Below are 17,092 nucleotides of genomic sequence, written 5' to 3' on the forward strand. Positions count from 1 at the left end.
CCCGAAACGGTCGAAGTGTCAGCGGCGCAGCTGAGCCTTGGCCCGCCAGTAGAGCCGCCGGGCGTGCATCGCCTGCGGGTACTGCTCGGTCAGGTGCAGCAGCGTCTGCCGGAACCGGCCGACGCCCGTCGGCGGCGGGGGCGGCGCGGGAGCCCGCGGGGGATCCCGCCGCAGCAGGGCCACGAGCGCGTCGACGGCGGTGGCGAGGAGCTCGGCGTCCGTCGGCGCCGCCGCGTCGGCGTCGGCGGCCTTGCCCGCCGGTGCCGACGGCAGCAGGTCACCGAGATCGCCGACGACGTCGTACCCGGCGGCGGCCAGCTCGTCGTGGAACCTCTGTGCGGCCTCGGCGACCCAGCTGTGATCCCTGGCGGGCAGCGGGATGTGAGTGGAACCGCTGAGCTGCGACAGGACCTTCGCGGCGAAGTCGTCCTTGACCACGTCCGCGTAGCGCAGCCACGGCATCTCGTCACCGAGCGCGGTGTTGACGCGGCGCAGCAACTCGGTCTCGGTCATGCCGAGGGAGAAGTTGTTGTAGAGCGGCACGTCGCTGGGGAACCTGGCCGGATCGAGCCCGAGCACGGACGCGAACCGCTCCCACAGCACGCCGCTCGCTGCCCCGCGCGGCGGCACGGTGACCACGTGGACCCGCTCGGGCGGCAGGCCCGCTCCCCACGTGCGCAGGACCCTTGGCAGGTCCTGGTAGTCCCAGAACAGGCGGGAGGTGTCGTTCAGCTCCGGCTCGCGCAGCGCGGCGAGGAAGTCGGCGAACGACGTCCGCTGCCGGGTCTTGACGTTCTCCTGCCACACCGACGGAATCTGCCGGGCGAGGTCACGGGCGGTGCACAGCAGGTGCACCTCGGCGAAGTCGAGGTCGGCCAGCGCGACGGCGGCTTCGGCGGGGCTCGCGGGAGCCAGCAGCTCCGTGGAGATCACCGACGTGCCCCGCCAGGCGCGGGCCTGCTCGACGATCCAGTCCCACGAGCCGGCCGTGCCGGGCTCCTTCCACTGCCCGTACCGGCCCTGGTGCACGTCCATGGCGGCGCGGTGGTGGGCGGCCTCGTCGTGCCCCGGGTAGAGGACCCCGTCCTCGGCGATCGCCTCGCGGTGGTGCCAGAGCAGTTCCTGCAGGGACGTGGTGCCCGTCTTCGGCAAGCCGATGTGCAGGTACACCCGCTGGGTGGGGGAGGTCATGGCCCCGGGATGTTAGTGGGTCGGGCGGGATGGTTTCCTGGCACCTTCCTGATTATTTCTCTCAGCACGATACGAACGACGTGCTGGGCGGCATGATGGGCGACCATGAGCGAGGACCGGCCCGTGGCCGGGCGATACCGAGGAGGACCTTGTATGTCACCGGGCCCCGCCCTGCGGCTCAACCGCGGTGTGACGGTATGGCTGACCGGCCTGTCGGGCGCGGGCAAGTCGACCCTCGCCCGGACGGTGGCGTCCCTGGTCGGAGACGATGCCGAGGTCGAGGTCCTCGACGGCGACGAGATCCGCAAGACCATCTCCAGTGACCTCGGGTTCTCCCGGCCGGACCGGGACGCGCAGGGCCGGCGTGTCGGGTTCATCGCCGAGTTGCTGTCGCGGCACCGGGTGCTCACGCTGGTGCCGGTGATCGCCCCGTACGCCGAGACGCGGCAGGCGGTGCGGCAGCGCCACGAGGAGCGCGGGTCGGCGTTCCTGGAGGTGTACGTGAGCACGCCGCTGCGGGAGTGCGCGCGCCGCGACCCGAAGGGGCTCTACGCGAAGGTCGCCTCGGGTGAGATCACGGGGCTGACCGGCGTGGACGACGTCTACGAGCAGCCCGAGGCGCCCGACCTGCGGGTGGACACGAGCGAGCTGGACGCCGAGACGGCGGCGGGCCGCATCGTGGACCTGCTGCTCGAGCGCGGCCTGCTGGAGTACCTGGAGCGGCCGGTGCTGAGCGCGCGGGAGTCCTCCGGCCGGTAGCGGGCGCGCTCGCCCCGATGCAGTGAAGGCCACCTTCACTGCGTTGAACGCAGGCATGGTGGCCTTCACTGCATCGCGGGCAGCAGCGAGTCGGCCGGGGTCGCGACGCCTGGCCCCCATCCGCGGTTCACCTGGGCGTGGCCTCGGAGCCACCGGGACCGGTTAGACAGGGCGGATGAGCGAAGCCTCGACCGAACTCGGCCGCCGGCGGTTCCTCGCCGGAGTCTCCGCCGTCGCCGGTGCCGCCGCGCTGGCCGGGTCGCCCGTCGGCCGCGCCGCAGCCACGACCAGGCCTGGTGGCGGCAACTACCCGTTCCAGCTGGGTGTCGCCAGCGGTGATCCCACCGCAACGGGCGTGGTGCTGTGGACGCGGCTGGTGCCAGAACCGTTCGTGCCCGGCGGCGGCATGCAACCCCGCAGGGTGCCCGTGGAGTGGCAGGTCTCGCGCGACGAGCGCTTTCGTCACGTCGTCGCCGTCGGCTCGGCGTGGGCGCTGCCGGAGCTGGCGCACTCGGTGCACGTGGAGGTCGAGGGGCTCGCCTCGGACCGCGAGTGGTTCTACCGGTTCCGCTATCGCGGCGACGTCTCCCCCGTCGGCCGCACCAGGACGGCACCGCGTTCCGGAGCGCCGGTGGGCGCGCTGGCGTTCGCGTTCGCGTCCTGCCAGGACTGGGCCAGCGGCTACTATCCGTCCTACCGGCACCTGGCGCGGGAGGACCTCGACCTGGTGCTGCACCTCGGAGACTACGTCTACGAGGGCGGCATCCCCGCCGACGGCGGCTACCGCGGGCAGGACACGCCCGACGTGCTGCGCTCCGCGCCGCTGGACCTCGAACGCTGGCGGATGCAATACGCCCTCTACAAGAGCGACCCCGACCTGCGGCTCGCGCACGCGCGGTTCCCGTGGCTGGTGACGTGGGACGACCACGAGGTCAAGAACGACTACGCGGGTACCGAGCAGGAACAGGCGGGCGACATCAGCGCGTTGCGGGCGGCCGCGTACCAGGCGTGGTACGAGCACCAACCCGTGCGCGCGCCCTCGCGGCACGACGCGCTCGGCGGGCCCCGCATCCAGCGAAGGCTCCGCTGGGGCAGGCTCGCGCAGCTCGACGTGGTCGACGGCAGGCAGCACCGCAGCGTGCCGCCGTGCGGCTGGGGCGAGGCGGACGCGTGCGCGGCCGCATACGCGCCCGACGTGACGATGCTCGGCTTCCAGCAGGAGAGGTGGCTCTACGACGGGTTCGCCGCGTCGTCGGCGACGTGGAACCTCCTCGGCAGCAACGTGATGATGGCGCGGCTCGATCACGACGGGCCCTCGGGCAGCAGGCTGTGGCACGACGCGTGGGACGGCTTCCCCGCCGCCCGCAAGCGCCTCACCGACGCCTGGACGCGCCACGGCGTGCGCAATCCGGTGGTCGTCACCGGCGACTGGCACTCCAGCTTCGTCAACGACATCCACGGCGACTTCGACCGCCCCGACTCCCCCGTGATCGCGACCGAGTTCGTCGGCACGTCCATCTCCTCCAACGGCGACGGCGAGGTCTATGGGCCCTACTACGGGCCGATGATCAAGTACAACCCGCACATCCGGTTCTTCGACGGCGACCGGCGCGGTTACGTCCGGTGCCGGGTCGACCGCAAGGAGTTCCGGGCAGACCTGCAGATGGTCGACACGGTCGGCCGCCGCGACGCCGGCGAGTCGACGTTCGCGTCGTTCGTGGTCGAGGAGGGCAGGCCGGGCGCGCACCGTGCGTGACCCGGCGTGGTCGTCCGGTCGGGTGAAGAGAGGCGACCCGCCGCGTTCGGTTTCCGGTAACCCGGAGTCCCCGTGGCGGGCATCCCTCGCACGCAACCTCTCTGGTGCCACCACCCCAGAGAGAGAGGCGCCTCCATGTCCCCGACTCCCCTGCGCGGCCTCTGCCTGATCGCGGTCGCCGCCCTCGCTCTCGCCGGCTGCGGCCAGAGCGCGGCCAACGACGACGGCGGTTCCGGTGAGGCCGACACACTCGTCTTCGCGTCGATCCCCTCCGAGGAGTCGACGAGCCTGCAGGAGTCGTTCCAGCCGGTGATCGACATGCTGGAGCGGGAGACCGGCAAGGAGATCGAGTTCCAGCAGGCCACCGACTACGCGGCGATCATCGAGGGGCAGCGGGCCGGAAAGATCGACATCGCGCAGTACGGCGCGTTCTCATACGTGCTCGCCCGCAACAGCGGCGTCGAGACGACGGCCGTCGCCTCCCAGGTCGAGGAGAAGGGCGCCGAGCCGGGCTACCAGTCCTACGGCATCGTCAACGCCGGCTCACCGGTACGCGACCTCGCCGGTTTCCGGGGCAAGAAGACCTGCTTCGTCGACCCCGGCTCCACCTCGGGCTACCTCTACCCCACGGCCGGGCTGATCAACGAGGGCATCGACCCCGAATCCGGCATCACGCCCGTCATGGCCGGCGGGCACGACGCCTCCGTACTCTCCGTCGCGAGTGGACAGTGTGAGGTCGGCTTCGCCATGGACAGCATGGTCGACAGGCAGCTGATCCAGAAGGGACAGTTGAAGGCGGGCGAGGTGCGCACGGTGTGGAAATCCGAGGTGATCGCGGGCCCGCCGATCGCGGTGAGCGACGACCTCGACCCAGCCCTGCGGGACAGGATCGCCAGGGCCGTGCAGGAGAAGGCCAACGTGGATTACCTGCGCGCCAACGGATTCTGCGGTGAGGACTGCGTCGTCGGCGACGACGTGTGGGGCTTCGCGAAGGTCGACGACGGCTTCTTCGACGGCGTGCGCCGGGTCTGCGACATCACGAAGGACGAGCAGTGCACGACGTCGTGACGTTCCAGCGGGTCAGCAAGCGGTTCGGGGCCACCCTCGCGCTCGACGAGGTGTCGCTGAGCGTGCCGGAGGGGCAGATCGCCGTGCTGCTCGGCCTCTCCGGGTCGGGCAAGTCGACGCTGCTGCGCCACGTCGACGGGCTCCAGCGCGCCAGCGCGGGCTCGGTCAGCGTGCTCGGCACCGACCTGGCGACGGCCAGCGGGGCACGGCTGCGGGCGCTGCGCCGCCGGGTCGGCTTCGTCTTCCAGCAGTTCCACCTCGTCGGCGCGCTCACGGTGCTGGAGAACGTCTGCACCGGCGCACTGGGCACGCTGCGCGGCCCGCGCCTCGGGCTGTTCACCTACCCGAAGCGCGTGCGACAGGAGGCGCTGGGGCACCTCGACCGCGTGGGGTTGGCGGAGCAGGCGTTCCAGCGCGCCGACACGCTGTCGGGCGGGCAGCAGCAGCGGGTCGCCATCGCGCGGGCCCTGCTGCAGCGGCCGGAGATCCTGCTCGCCGACGAGCCGGTGGCCTCGCTCGACCCCGAGTCGGCAGGACAGGTGATGGGGCTGCTGCGCGAGATCAGCGCTGAGCAGAACCTCACCGTGCTGTGCAGCCTCCACCAGGTCGACCTCGCGCTGAGCTGGGGCGACCGCGTCGTCGGGCTCCGCTCGGGCCGCGTAGTGCTCGACCGGCAGGCCGCTGGGCTCGGCCGCGACGAGGCGATGGCCGTGTACTCGGCTGTCGCGCGCGTTCCTGCCGCCGCATGAGCCGCGCGGTAGCCGAACGCAGGACCCTGCCCGCTCCGTCCGGGCCGGGAATGGCGGCGACGGTCGTGGTACTCGCCATACTCAGCGCCGGGGTGTGGGCGGCGAGCGACCTCGGCATCAACGTCGCCACGCTCGTCGACAGCGTCGGCAACGCCGCCGACTTCACCCGGCGGATGTTCCCACTGGACTTCCCCTCGGCCGGGGAGCTGCTCCGGCTCTGCGGCACGACGCTGGCGATCGTGGTGTCGGCGACACTGCTCTCGGTGCTGCTGAGTGTCCCGGCCGCCGTCCTCGCGGCGGGCAACACCACGCCTAACGCCGCCGCCCGCATCGGCTCGCGGGCGGCGATCGTTCTCGCCAGGGCGGTGCCCGACGTGGTGCTGGCCATTGTGTTCATCCGCGTGTTCGGGCTCGGCTCGATGGCCGGGGTGCTCGCGATGGGCCTGCACTCGGTGGGCATGGTCGGCAAGCTCTACGCCGACGCCGTCGAGCAGATCGACGAGGGACCGCGCACCGCAGTGCGCGCGGGCGGCGCCGGCCGTTCGCAGGAGCTGGCGAGCGGTGTGCTGCCGCAGGTGCTGCCCGCGTTCGTGTCGACCGCGCTGCACCGGTTCGACATCAACCTGCGCGTGTCGGTGCTGCTCGGCTTCGTCGGCGTCGACGGCCTCGGGTTCGCGATCGCCTCGGCGTTCCGGGAGCTGGACTACCGGCGCGGCATGGCGCTCGCCTTCGTGGTGCTCGTGCTGTGCGTGCTGGCGGAGCTGCTTTCCGGCGCGATCCGGCGCGCGCTCACCCGCGCGCCGCTGAGCCGGGCCCGGCCCGCACCGGGCCGGATCAGTCCACCGTGGACGCCGAGCCGTGTCCGCCGCAACGTCTACGGCCTGGTCGCGGCACTCGTGGTGCTGGCCTCGCTGTGGGGCGCGGAGCTCTCCCCCGCCGGCTTCGTCGACGGGCTCAGCAGGCTGGGCACCACGCTCGGGCTGTTCTGGCCGCCCGAGACCGGCGGAATCCTTCCCGACCTGCTCACAGCACTGTGGGTGACGGTGAAGATCGCGCTCGCGGCGACGCTGCTCGGCGCCGTGCTCGCACTGCCCATCGGGGTGCTCGCCGCTCGCAACGTGGCGCCGTCGCCGAGGGTGGGTGCCGTGTTCCGCGGGCTGATCGTGCTCATCAGGGGCATCCCCGAGCTCGTGCTCGCGGTGGTGTTCGTGGTGCTCACCGGGCTCGGTGAGGTCGCGGGGACGCTCGCGCTGGCGGTCGGCGCGGTCGGTCTGCTCGGCAAGCTCGTGGCCGACTCGCTGGAGGAGGTCGACGAGCGCGTGGAGAACGCCGTGCGTGCCACCGGGGCGACGCGCTGGCAGGTGTTCGCGTCGGCCACGGTGCCGCAGGCCGCGCCCGCGTTCGTCGGACACGTCCTGTACCAGCTCGACGTCAACATCCGCTCCGCGACACTGCTCGGCATCGTCGGCGCCGGAGGCATCGGCTTCTACCTCCAGAACGCGTCAAGGGTGCTGGAGTTCGGCGTGGTCACCACGGTGCTGCTGCTGGTGTTCGCGCTGGCGATGGCGGTGGAACTGATCGCGGTGTGGCTGCGAAGGGTGGCCGGCTAGTTCGCGACAAGCGTGCCGGATGTTCACCTGCGGGGCCGGTCGCGTTGGCTGCGGCGAAGTTGTCCGGACAAGCAAGGGGCGCAGGGTCGTGGACATGAGCTCGACGAGATACCTGGAGATCGCCGAACGGCTCGCCGCCGAACTGGCCGGCCGCCCCGCGGGCACGCGGGTGGCCAGCGAGCCCGAGCTCGCGCAGCGGTTCGGGGTCGGCAGGGCGGCGGCCCGTTCGGCACTGCAGGAGCTGGAGCGACGCCTGCTGGTGCGCCGCGTGCAGGGCGCGGGCACGTTCGTCAACCGGCGCATCGACTACGTGATCTCACACAGCAGACCGCCGTCGTGGAGTGCCACAGTGCAGGCGGCCGGAGCGGTGCCGCGCTCGGTGATCAAGGACGTCGACCGGCTCCCGCTGCCGGCCGGGCCGGCGGCACAGCTGCGCCGCGAGCCCGGCACGCTCGCCCACCGCGTGGCCCGCGAGTTCTACATCGACGACCTGCTGGCGACCTGGATCCAGGAGTGGATCCCCGTCGACGTGGTGCCGGAGCTGGAGCTGGCGCTGCAGGCGGCGGACTCGCTCGACCTCGTGCTGCGGCAGATGGGCCGGGTGAAGCCCGTGCGCGCCTGGTGCCGCGCGAGCCTCGACGTGCCGCCGCCCGAGGTGGTGCGCAACCTCCGCATCGAGGCGAGCGCACCCACGTGGCAGGTGGAGAGCCTCAGCTGCGACGCCGAGACCGGCGCGGGCCTCACCTGCAGCACCGCGTGGACACGCGCCGACGCCGTCCGCATGGTCGTCGAGCTCCAGGAGACCTTGCATCCCGACCAACCCGAGGAGGAGCAGCGGTGACAGAAGTGAGCCGCGAGGAACGCTGCGGCCTGCTGGCCGAGGCGGAACCGGACGAGCTGCGGGCGCTGGCCGACCAGTGCCTCGCCGACGGCGCCGACGTGCGCGTGCTCGTCGGCCCCGAGATCGGCTTCGTCACGGCACAGGTGCGCGAACCCGTTGCGGCGGAACGGTTCCTGCTCGGCGACGTGCTCGCGTCCCGCGCCGAGGTGGAGCTGGCCGGGCACCGCGGGTGGGCCATGCGGCTCGGTGACGACCGGGCCTCGGCGCTCGCCGCGGCGGTGCTCGACGCCGAGGTCGAGGCCGCTCGGCCGCACGCGGCCGATGTCGCCGAGCTGTGCGCGCGCGTGGCCCGCAGGAGGCAGGAGCGCGAGGCCGCCGAGTGGGCCGAGCTCGCGCCGACCGTCGTCGAGTTCGAGGAGCTGACATGAACCAGACGGCCGATCTGATCCGGTCGGCGACCCTGCGCCCCGACGAGTCGCAGCGCACCTTCCGGGCGACGCTCGACGCCATCGCCCGCCCCGGCCGCGTGACGCGGCTTCCCCAGGAGCCCCTCGAGACGGTCCCGGCCGCACTGCTGCCCGTGCTCGCGCTGGCCGACCTCGGCACAGGCGTGCACGTCCTCGCCGACGACCCGGGCTGGGCCGACGTCACCGGCGTGGTCACCAACGCCGCGCCCGCCCCGCTCCACCGCGCCCGCCTCGTCGCGGCGCTGCGACCCGCCACGGCCGCCGAGCTGCGCTCGCTGTGCCGGGGCAGCGCCACCGCGCCCGAGGACGGCGCGCTCGCGGCTCTCGCGGTGCCCGATGTCACCGGCGGCGAGCAGCCGTTGCGGCTGACCGGCCCCGGCCTCCCCGGCGAGGTCGTGATCGCGCCGCGGGGCCTGCCCGAGGGGTTCGCCGCCGCCAGGGGACACGGCGACTTCCCCGCCGGGATCGACCTGCTGCTCGTCGCACCCGACGGCAGGCTGCTCGGCCTGCCCCGCAGCACCCACCTCGAACTCGTCACCAGCAGGGAGGACTGATGGGCTACTCCGGAGCACGCGGCGGGCTCGAGGCGATCCTCGCCGCCGAAGACCTCGTCCGCCGCGCCCGCGACCACGCACCCGCGCCGTGGGCGCCGAACGAACAGATCACCGCCCGGTTCCGGCTCGCCGTCGACCGCGTCATGGGCGAGGCCGGGCTGTACCACGCGGACACGTCGGCGGCCGCGCTGCGGCAGGCCGAGGGCGACCCGCTGGAGGCGGCACACCTGGTGCGCGCACACCGGTCCACGCTGCCGAGGCTGGCCGTGAGCGAGCCCATCGACCCCGACGAGATGGTGGTGCTGCGCCGCATCGTGCCCGCCTTCCGCGAGCCCGACGGCCCACAGCTGCTCGGCCGCACCACCGACTACACCGGCAGACTGCTCGAACAGCCCGCCGGTCCCCCGCCGCGGCGGTCCCACACGCCGGCGACGCCGCCCGAGCGGACCGAGCGGACCGAGACCCAGCGCAGGCCGGGCCGGTTCCTCGACCTGCTCCGCAAGCTCGACCTCGTGGTGGACCACCGGCGCGTCGACGACCCGGAACCGTTCGACATCACCCGCAAGCCCGCCCGGCCACCCGCCGAACGGTCCGCCGCGCTCGCGTCCATGGCCCGCGCGGAGACCGGGGCTCTCGTCGCCCTGTGGTACCGCTCGATCCTCGGCCCCGACGGCGACATCCACGAGGTGACCCTCGGCGAGGTCCGCCACGGCAGGCTCCCGCTGCGAGTGCGTCACCCGCACACCGGCAACCCGGTGCGGGTCGGCGAGTTCCGCGCCACGGAGGCCGAGGCGATCGAGGACCTCGACGGAGCCGACGAGGACCGCAGCCGCTTCGACGTCGGCTACGGCCTGTGCTTCGGCCACAACGAGCGCAAGGCCATCGCGATGGCCAACCTCGACGTCGCCAACCGCCGCTTCGGCCGCACCGGACCGCTGGAGCAGCTGCTGCTGCTCACCACCGACGGCCTCGACTCCGCAGGCTTCCTGGAGCACCTCAAGCTCCCCCACTACGTCACGTTCCGCTCGATGGTCGAGCGCAAGCAGGCCATGCGCGCCGCGGCCGAGGCAGGCCCCCGCGTCGCCGAACCGGCAGGACAGGAGTGCCGATGACGTCCACACTGGACACACTGCTCACCGAGCGGGAGGAGGATCTCCACCTGGGCATCCTCGATGAGGGCGCCAAGCGCGAGATCCGCCGCGCCACGCTCACCGCCGTGTGCGTGCCCGGCTACCAGGTGCCGTTCGGCTCGCGGGAGATGCCCGTGGCCCGCGGCTGGGGCTCCGGCGGCCTCCAGGTCACCCTCGGCGTGATCGGCGCCGACGACACCGTGAAGGTGATCGACCAGGGCGACGACGCCGGCGTGAACGCCACGAACCTGCGCCGCATGATCGCCGCCACCACCGGGTGCGCCGGCACCGCCGACACCCGCGAGGCCACGATCGTGCAGACCCGGCACCGGGTGCCCGAGGAACGCCTGCGCGAGGGCCAGGTGCTCGTGCTGCAGGTGCCCGTGCCCGAGCCCCTGCGCGGCGTGGAGAAGTCGGTGGTCGAATGCGCCCGCATGCACGCTGAGGGCGACTACTCGGCGATGTGGGTCAGCCTGTACGAGGACCTCGTCCGCAACGGCATGATCACCAGGACCACGGGCTACCCGGTGCTCGTCGGCGGCCGCTACGTGCTGGCGACGACGCCGATACCCCGCTGGGACGTGCCGCGCCTGCACGAGAGCGAGCACCTGAGTCTCTTCGGCGCTGGCAGGGAGAAACGGATCTACGCGATCCCGCCGCACACCGACGTCCGGCCGCTCACGTTCGACGACGTGCCGTTCGAGGTCGAGCACGCGCCGGGAGCGCGATGTGTGCTGTGCGGCAGTGACGACGTCTTCCTCGTCGAGGCGGGCACCACGGGCGCGTACGCGTGCAGCGACACCGAATGGTGCGCCCGCGTGCGTGAGGGCGACGCCGACACCGAGGCGCACCACGCGCGTGCCCCGCTGCACCTGCTACCCGACCCTTCGGCGCGGCTGCGCGCGCCGGCCACCACCACGGCGCGTCCCGGGCGCCCGCGCCCGGTGCTGCCGGAAGGGCAGGACTGGGCGCTGCGCGTCGACGGCCTCGGCAAGGTGTTCGGCCCCGGCGCGGCCGACGCGGTTCCCGGCACCGGACCAGAGCACGGCACCGCCATCAGCCCGGCCACCGGCGCGATCGTCGCCGCGTGGGACGTGTCGTTCGACGTGGCACCCGGTGAGGCACTCGGCGTGATCGGCGAGTCCGGGTCGGGCAAATCGACCGTGCTCGGCTGCGTGATCGGCGACGAGCAGGCCACCACCGGGGCAGTGCGGCTCGCCGCCCTCGATCAGGGGCGCACCGACCTGCTGACACTGCCCGGTGACGCCCGCAGGCGCCTGCGCGTCGACTCGATGGCCGTCGTGCACCAGAACCCGGCCGCGGGCCTCGACCTGCGCGTCACCGCGGGCGGCAACATCGCCGAACGGCTCACGGCCGCGGGCTGGCGAAGCTACCACGACATCCGCAGGCGCGCGGCCGAACTGCTCGACCGCGTCGAGGTGCCACTGTCCCGGATGGATGATCCGGTGAGGACGTTCTCCGGCGGCATGCGCCAGCGCGTGCAGATCGCCAAGGCGCTCGCCACCGAACCACCGGTGCTGCTGCTCGACGAGCCCACCACCGGGCTCGACGCCTCCGTCGCCGCCGGGGTGCTCGACCTGCTGCGCGGCCTGCTAGCCGAGCGCGACATCGCCGCCGTGGTGGTCAGCCACGACTTCGCGGTGATCGAGGCGCTCACCGACCGCACGCTGGTGATGCAGCTCGGCCGCGTGGTCGAGCGCGGGCTCACCGACCAGCTCTTCCACGACCCGCACCACCCCTACACCCAGCGGCTCGTCGCCGCGGCACGGAGGTGACCGCCATGCCGGTGCTCTCGATCCGAGGGCTGCGCAAGTCCTTCACCCTGCACACCATCGACGGGCGCACGGTGTCGTCACTGCACGGCGTGGACCTCGACGTCCACGAAGGCGAGCACGTGGCGCTCGCCGGACCGAGCGGCGCGGGCAAGTCGTCGCTGCTGCGCTGTGTGCACCGCACCTACCTGCCCGACTCCGGCTCGGTGCGGCTGGGCGACCTCGAGCTCACCGAACTGCCCGACCGCGCGATGGCGCGGCTGCGCGGCCGCGAGTTCGGCTACGTCTCACAGTTCCTGAGCGCGCCGCCGAGGACCGGTCCCATGGAGGTGGTGGCGGCCGCGGCCAGGCGGCGCGGGCTCGACGCCATCGAGGCGCGCGAAGCGGCCGCCGAGTCGTTGCGGCGGCTCAACCTGGACGAGGCGTTGTGGGACGTCGACTGCTCCGTGCTCTCCGGCGGCGAGCGCCAGCGCGTCAACCTCGCGGCGGGCACGGTCCGCCCGCCGCGGCTGCTGCTGCTCGACGAACCGGTGTCGGCGCTCGACCCCGCCAACCGCGAGGCGGCACTGGACCTCGTCCAGGCCCTGACGGGCCAGGGCGTGGCCGTGCTGGCGGTGTTCCACGACCTCGACGCCATGCGCAGGCTCGCCACCCGGGTGGTGCTGATGCGCGACGGGCTGATCGCCGAGCAGGGCTCCCCTGCCGAGCTGCTGGAGGCGGCATGACCACACTGACCGCGCCGTGGACGCTCGCGGCCCCTCCGAACGACTACGTACTGGGTCACGTGCGCGCGGTCCTGCCGGACCGGGTGCTGGAAGACGCGCTGGTGGCCGTACGCGACGGTGTGCTCGCGGCCGTCGAGCCGCACCGCCCCGGTGTGGTGGCCGATGTGGACGGTCAGGGACTGCTGTGCCTGCCGGGACTGGTCGACGTGCACAGCGACGGACTGGAGAAGGAACGCCTGCCGAGGCCCGGCGCCGAGCTGCCGATCGAGTTCGCGCTGCTGTCGTTCGAGGGCAAGCTGCGGGCGGCAGGAGTGACGACCGTGTTCCACGGCGCCGGATTCGAGGAGAGCCTCGGCCGGGGCCTCGCGCGGTCGGTCGCCACTGCGCTGGACCTGTGCCGGACCGTGGACGTCCAGCGGGACGCGCTCGTGGACCACCGGATCCTGTACCGGCTCGACGTGCGCTGCCCCACTGGCCTCGCGGCACTGCGAGAGCGGCTCGCCGATGTGGATGGCCCAGCGCTCGTGTCGCACGAGGACCACACGCCGGGCCAGGGCCAGTACGCCGACCGCACGTACTACGAGCGCTACCTCGCCGGCACGCGCGGGATGAGTGACGCCGAAGCACGCGAACACGTCGACGAGCTGATCTCCGATCGGGAGGGCAGACTCGCGGTGCGCGACGAGTCGCTGGAGTGGCTCGGGAGCCAGGCCAGAGCGGGCAAGGTGCGGCTGCTCGGCCACGACCCCGACTCGGCCGCCGAGATCACCGCGTTACGGGAGCGGGGCGGGCTGGTCGCGGAGTTCCCCACGACCGTCGACGCGGCGCGGGCCGCGAGGGAGCAGGGGCTCGCCGTCGTGATGGGCGCGCCGAACGTGCTGCGCGGCGGCTCGCACAACGGCAACGCGTCCGCGCGGGAGCTGGTGTCGCACGGCCTCGTGACGGCGCTGGCGTCGGACTACCTGCCGTCGGGACTGCTCGGCGCCGCGCTGCTACTGGCCGGGCAGGGACTGGTGAGTCTGCCCGAGGCCGTGGCGCTGGTGACCGGCGGCGCCGCCGAGGTCGCCGGGCTCCCCGACCGCGGCCGGCTCGAGCCGGGGCTGCGGGCCGACCTCGCGCTTGTGGCGCCGGGCACCCCGTGGCCCGCGGTTCCCGCCGTGCTGCGCGCGGGCGAGCCGGTGAGGATGGAGCTGTGAGCACGAAGATCGCCTGGCCCGTTCCCGAACCCGAGCTGCCCGAGGGCGTGCACGACGCACTGGCCGCCGCCGCCCGCGCGGCGTCGGCGGCCTACGCCGCCGCGCGACGCCGCTTCACCAGGGACGAGCTCGCCGAGGAGATCGCCGACGGCGCCGACGGCACCCCCACCATGCGCGTCGACCAGCTCGTGGAAGACGCGATCGCCGGCGCGGCGGCTCAGTCGAGGGTGAACCTGCTGAGCGAGGAGGCCGGGTTCGTCGACAACGGCTCGGCTGTGACGCTCGTCGTCGACCCCATGGACGGCTCGGCCAACGCCGCCGCCGGCGTGCCCCTGTGCTGCTTCGGCGGCGTGGTGGCCGTCGACGGCAGGCCCACGGAGGCGCTGACGACGTGGCTCGACACGGGACGGGCCTGGCACGCCGTGGCCGGCCGGCCGGTGCGGTACCGGACGAGCGGCCGCACGAGGGTCAAGGGCGCTGCGGTGAGCATGCTGCGGCCGAAACCGGCGAGCGCCGATGCGTGGTGGCGCGTGGAGCAGACCGCGGGTCGCGTGCGGATCCTCTCGAGCACGGTGCTGGAGGCCGCACTGGTGGCGGAAGGCTCCACGGACGCCTTCTGCGACCCGGGATCCGACACCCACCGCATTGTCGACCTCGCGGCGGCCATGGTCACGGTGCCCGCAGCGGGTGGTGCCGTGCTGGACGCACGGGGCAGGCCGCTGGAGATCGATCCCGACCTGCGGCGGCGTTGGTCGGGTGTCGTGGCGGCGAGCCTGCCGCTGGCGGAGGAGCTCGCGGCGCTCGTCACCGGATGAGCTCCCGGGCGTAGTTGGCCACGGAGCGCTGGTACCTGGGCAAATGGGGCGCGAGTGCGGTGAGCGCGTGCGAAACCGCCTCGCGCCCCCTGCCCGCGTCGGCGAGGGCGAGCGCGAGGAAGGCCCTGACCGCGTCGTCGAGGTGGTCGGACGTCAGGTCCAGTTCCGCGGTGAGGAGCGCGACGCTCTCGTCCACCTCTCCGAGGTTGCGCAGCGAGCTGGCCAGCTGGATCACCGCGCGCCGCCTGCGTTCGCCGTCGAGTCCGTGGTCCAGCGCCTTGCGGTAGAGCTGTACGGCCTGGCCGGGATGGCCGGTCGAGTCGAACGCGCCCGCGCGTTCGAACAGCGCCACGGCGTCCTCCGGCGGCCGCTCGGCGGCGAGGCGGTCGATGAGGGCCAGGAAGTCCGCTTCGGTGTGCTGGTCGAACGACGCCCACGCGTCGTCGATACGGCGTTGCCACTCGGTGTCGGTCACGTCCGCAGCCTACGTCGGCGGACGTAAGCGGGTAACGCGCTTCCGGGCGGACGACTGCGCGCCTCCTCGCGCCCACGATAAGTGCCATGAGCGATCCCGTCGAAACCACCGCGCTGACCAAGCGCTACGGCGACCTCGTCGCCGTCGACCAACTGGACCTCACCGTGCGCCATGGCGAGGTCTACGGCTTCCTCGGCCCGAACGGCGCGGGCAAGACCACGACCCTGCGCATGCTGCTCGGGCTCATCCGGCCGACGTCGGGTGACGTGCGGCTCCTCGGCCACGCTTCGGGTGCGGGGCGACGCCTCGCGGGTGTCGGGGCGTTGATCGAGGGGCCCGGGTTCTATCCGTACCTCTCGGGCCGCGACAACCTGCGCGTGCTCGCCCGCCATGCGGGTGTCGGACGCGGGCGCGTGGCCGAGGTGCTCGACATCGTCGACCTCGCCGAACGCGCCGGCGACCGGTACTCGACGTACTCCCTCGGCATGAAGCAGCGGCTCGGGCTCGCGGCGGCGATGCTGAAGGACCCCGGGCTGTTGATCCTGGACGAGCCCACCAACGGTCTCGATCCGGCCGGGATGGCCGACATCCGCGCCGTGGTCCGCGGCCTCGCGGACGAAGGGCGCACCGTCCTGCTGTCGAGTCACCTGCTCGGCGAGGTCCAGCAGATCTGCGACCGCGTGGGCATGATCTCCCGAGGGCGACTCGTCGCCGAGCTGTCGGTGGCGGAGCTGCGCGCGAGCGGGCTGCTGGTCGTGGCCGATCCGATCGATGACGCCAGGGCCCGCGTGGCCGCGCTCGTCGGGGAGGACCGGGTCCGGGTCGACGGGCACGTCCTTCGGCTGGACGTCGAGGCAGGACTGGCTGCCACGATCAACGCGGAGTTGGTCCACTCTGGACTTTCGGTCCGTGAGCTTCGGCCCGCCGAGGCCGATCTCGAACAGACTTTCCTCGAACTCACCGGAGGTGGTTCTCGTGGTACTCGATGACGTTCGCGCCGAGTCGATCAAGCAGATTCGCCGCCCCGCGCACTGGCTGTTGCTGGGCGTGGGTGTGGTACTCACGTTGACCTTTGCCTACGTGATCCCGTATCTGGGGTACACCGGGCAGTCGGAGGGGCCCGGTGGTGGCCGGGGGCTGGAGTCGATGCTCCCGGCCGAACTGGTGGGCAACACCATTGCCGGAACGCCGGTGTTCGTCGGTGCGCTCGCGTTGATCTTCGGGGTGCTCGTGGCCGGGAGCGAGTACGGCTGGGAGACTTGGAAGACCGTGCTCACGCAGGGGTCGTCGCGGCTGGGCGTTTTCGCGGCGAAGGTTCTGGTGGTGGGCCTGGGCTCGCTTGTGCTGGTGGCGGCCTTGCTCGTGACAGGCGCCTTGGCGGGGCTGGGTGTTGCCTTCATGGAGGGGCAACCTGTGGTGTGGCCTTCCGTCGGCGAGCTGGTTGTCGGCGCCGGTGGCGGCTGGCTGATCACGACGATGTGGGCGATGCTCGGTGTCTTCCTGGCTGTCGCGTTCCGGGGTATCGCGTTGCCCATCGGACTGGGACTCGTGTGGTTGCTGGCCGTGCAGAACCTGCTGGCCGCCGTGGCGGCGCCGTTGCTGGACTGGGTCGCCGAGTCGCAGAAGGTGCTGCCGGGACCGAATGCCGGGTCGCTGGTGGCGGCGTTGGGTGCGCCACAGGGAACGCCCGGAGTGTCCGCGCTCGTGGGCGCCGGGCAGGCCGCCGCGGTGGTCGGCGCCTATCTCGTCGTGTTCGCCGTTGCTGGTGCGTGGTTGCTGCGGCGGCGGGATGTGCTGTAGGCGCTTTCGAGGGGCTGCGGCGGTTCGCACAAACTGTCCATTAGGGACAGTCGTCCCCAGGGAAAGGGAACGCGGATCGCCACGACCTCGACACCCGCACCGGCACCACACCCGTGGGCATGCACTACTGCGGCGATCCGGTCGAGCAGCCCCTCCCTTCCTG

17 protein-coding genes are annotated in these 17,092 nt (G+C 72.7%); 15 read left to right on the top strand and 2 right to left on the bottom strand.

Features of this window, described 5'->3' with window-relative positions:
* Positions 1–18 precede the first annotated feature (18 nt).
* Entirely contained in the window at positions 19–1,191 is a 1,173-nt protein-coding gene (locus tag DI005_RS11510) for a hypothetical protein (protein WP_113642105.1), read from the bottom strand.
* Between the two features lie 153 nt (positions 1,192–1,344).
* Between DI005_RS11510 and cysC the strand changes: the two genes are divergently transcribed.
* The 13 genes from cysC (at position 1,345) to DI005_RS11575 (ending at position 14,654) form a co-directional block, all read left to right on the top strand.
* The gene (cysC, locus tag DI005_RS11515) at positions 1,345–1,950 is read left to right on the top strand and encodes an adenylyl-sulfate kinase (RefSeq protein WP_112269516.1); all 606 of its coding nucleotides are present in this window, start codon (positions 1,345–1,347) and stop codon (positions 1,948–1,950) included.
* 175 nt (positions 1,951–2,125) lie between these two features.
* Positions 2,126–3,706 carry an alkaline phosphatase gene (locus tag DI005_RS11520; RefSeq protein ID WP_113642106.1) on the top strand — a complete coding sequence of 527 codons (1,581 nt, stop codon included), beginning with the start codon at positions 2,126–2,128 and terminating at the stop codon, positions 3,704–3,706.
* A 135-nt stretch (positions 3,707–3,841) separates the two neighbouring features.
* Positions 3,842–4,774 carry a phosphate/phosphite/phosphonate ABC transporter substrate-binding protein gene (locus DI005_RS11525; RefSeq protein ID WP_112269512.1) on the top strand — a complete coding sequence of 311 codons (933 nt, stop codon included), beginning with the start codon at positions 3,842–3,844 and terminating at the stop codon, positions 4,772–4,774.
* The gene (phnC, locus tag DI005_RS11530; RefSeq protein ID WP_112269510.1) at positions 4,759–5,523 is read left to right on the top strand and encodes a phosphonate ABC transporter ATP-binding protein; all 765 of its coding nucleotides are present in this window, start codon (positions 4,759–4,761) and stop codon (positions 5,521–5,523) included. The genes DI005_RS11525 and phnC overlap by 16 nt, the downstream gene beginning before the upstream one ends.
* Positions 5,520–7,133, top strand: coding sequence for a phosphonate ABC transporter, permease protein PhnE (gene phnE / locus DI005_RS11535; RefSeq protein WP_113642107.1), 1,614 nt, complete (start codon positions 5,520–5,522; stop codon positions 7,131–7,133). Before phnC ends, phnE begins: the two co-directional genes overlap by 4 nt.
* 94 nt (positions 7,134–7,227) lie before the next feature.
* Positions 7,228–7,974 carry a GntR family transcriptional regulator gene (locus DI005_RS11540; protein ID WP_112269506.1) on the top strand — a complete coding sequence of 249 codons (747 nt, stop codon included), beginning with the start codon at positions 7,228–7,230 and terminating at the stop codon, positions 7,972–7,974.
* Positions 7,971–8,402 carry a phosphonate C-P lyase system protein PhnG gene (phnG, locus tag DI005_RS11545; protein ID WP_112269504.1) on the top strand — a complete coding sequence of 144 codons (432 nt, stop codon included), beginning with the start codon at positions 7,971–7,973 and terminating at the stop codon, positions 8,400–8,402. The genes DI005_RS11540 and phnG overlap by 4 nt, the downstream gene beginning before the upstream one ends.
* On the top strand, positions 8,399–8,995 hold the full coding sequence (phnH, locus tag DI005_RS11550; RefSeq protein WP_113642108.1) for a phosphonate C-P lyase system protein PhnH: 597 nt from the start codon (positions 8,399–8,401) through the stop codon (positions 8,993–8,995). Before phnG ends, phnH begins: the two co-directional genes overlap by 4 nt.
* Positions 8,995–10,107 carry a carbon-phosphorus lyase complex subunit PhnI gene (locus DI005_RS11555; protein WP_113642109.1) on the top strand — a complete coding sequence of 371 codons (1,113 nt, stop codon included), beginning with the start codon at positions 8,995–8,997 and terminating at the stop codon, positions 10,105–10,107. The genes phnH and DI005_RS11555 overlap by 1 nt, the downstream gene beginning before the upstream one ends.
* Complete coding sequence (locus DI005_RS11560) at positions 10,104–11,921, top strand: alpha-D-ribose 1-methylphosphonate 5-phosphate C-P-lyase PhnJ (RefSeq protein ID WP_113642110.1); 1,818 nt, start codon at positions 10,104–10,106, stop codon at positions 11,919–11,921. The genes DI005_RS11555 and DI005_RS11560 overlap by 4 nt, the downstream gene beginning before the upstream one ends.
* Before the next feature lie 5 nt (positions 11,922–11,926).
* Positions 11,927–12,643, top strand: a complete 717-nt coding sequence (locus tag DI005_RS11565; RefSeq protein ID WP_112269639.1) for an ATP-binding cassette domain-containing protein — start codon at positions 11,927–11,929, stop codon at positions 12,641–12,643.
* Positions 12,640–13,839 (top strand): alpha-D-ribose 1-methylphosphonate 5-triphosphate diphosphatase, encoded by a 1,200-nt coding sequence (locus DI005_RS11570; RefSeq protein WP_112269495.1) that lies wholly within the window; start codon positions 12,640–12,642, stop codon positions 13,837–13,839. The genes DI005_RS11565 and DI005_RS11570 overlap by 4 nt, the downstream gene beginning before the upstream one ends.
* Positions 13,836–14,654, top strand: coding sequence for an inositol monophosphatase family protein (locus DI005_RS11575; protein WP_112269493.1), 819 nt, complete (start codon positions 13,836–13,838; stop codon positions 14,652–14,654). Before DI005_RS11570 ends, DI005_RS11575 begins: the two co-directional genes overlap by 4 nt.
* Here DI005_RS11575 and DI005_RS11580 read toward each other — a convergent pair.
* A complete protein-coding gene (locus DI005_RS11580; protein WP_112269491.1) occupies positions 14,644–15,129 on the bottom strand; it encodes a tetratricopeptide repeat protein in 486 nt (161 codons plus the stop codon). The two genes, DI005_RS11575 and DI005_RS11580, sit on opposite strands and share 11 nt — an antisense overlap.
* An 86-nt stretch (positions 15,130–15,215) precedes the next feature.
* Between DI005_RS11580 and DI005_RS11585 the strand changes: the two genes are divergently transcribed.
* Together DI005_RS11585 and DI005_RS11590 are read left to right on the top strand one after the other, a co-directional pair.
* On the top strand, positions 15,216–16,118 hold the full coding sequence (locus tag DI005_RS11585; protein WP_112269490.1) for an ABC transporter ATP-binding protein: 903 nt from the start codon (positions 15,216–15,218) through the stop codon (positions 16,116–16,118).
* Positions 16,105–16,929, top strand: a complete 825-nt coding sequence (locus tag DI005_RS11590) for an ABC transporter permease (protein WP_112269488.1) — start codon at positions 16,105–16,107, stop codon at positions 16,927–16,929. The genes DI005_RS11585 and DI005_RS11590 overlap by 14 nt, the downstream gene beginning before the upstream one ends.
* Positions 16,930–17,092 lie beyond the last annotated feature (163 nt).

The sequence above is a fragment of the Prauserella sp. PE36 genome, from assembly GCF_003311655.1.
GTDB lineage: Bacteria > Actinomycetota > Actinomycetes > Mycobacteriales > Pseudonocardiaceae > Prauserella_A > Prauserella_A endophytica.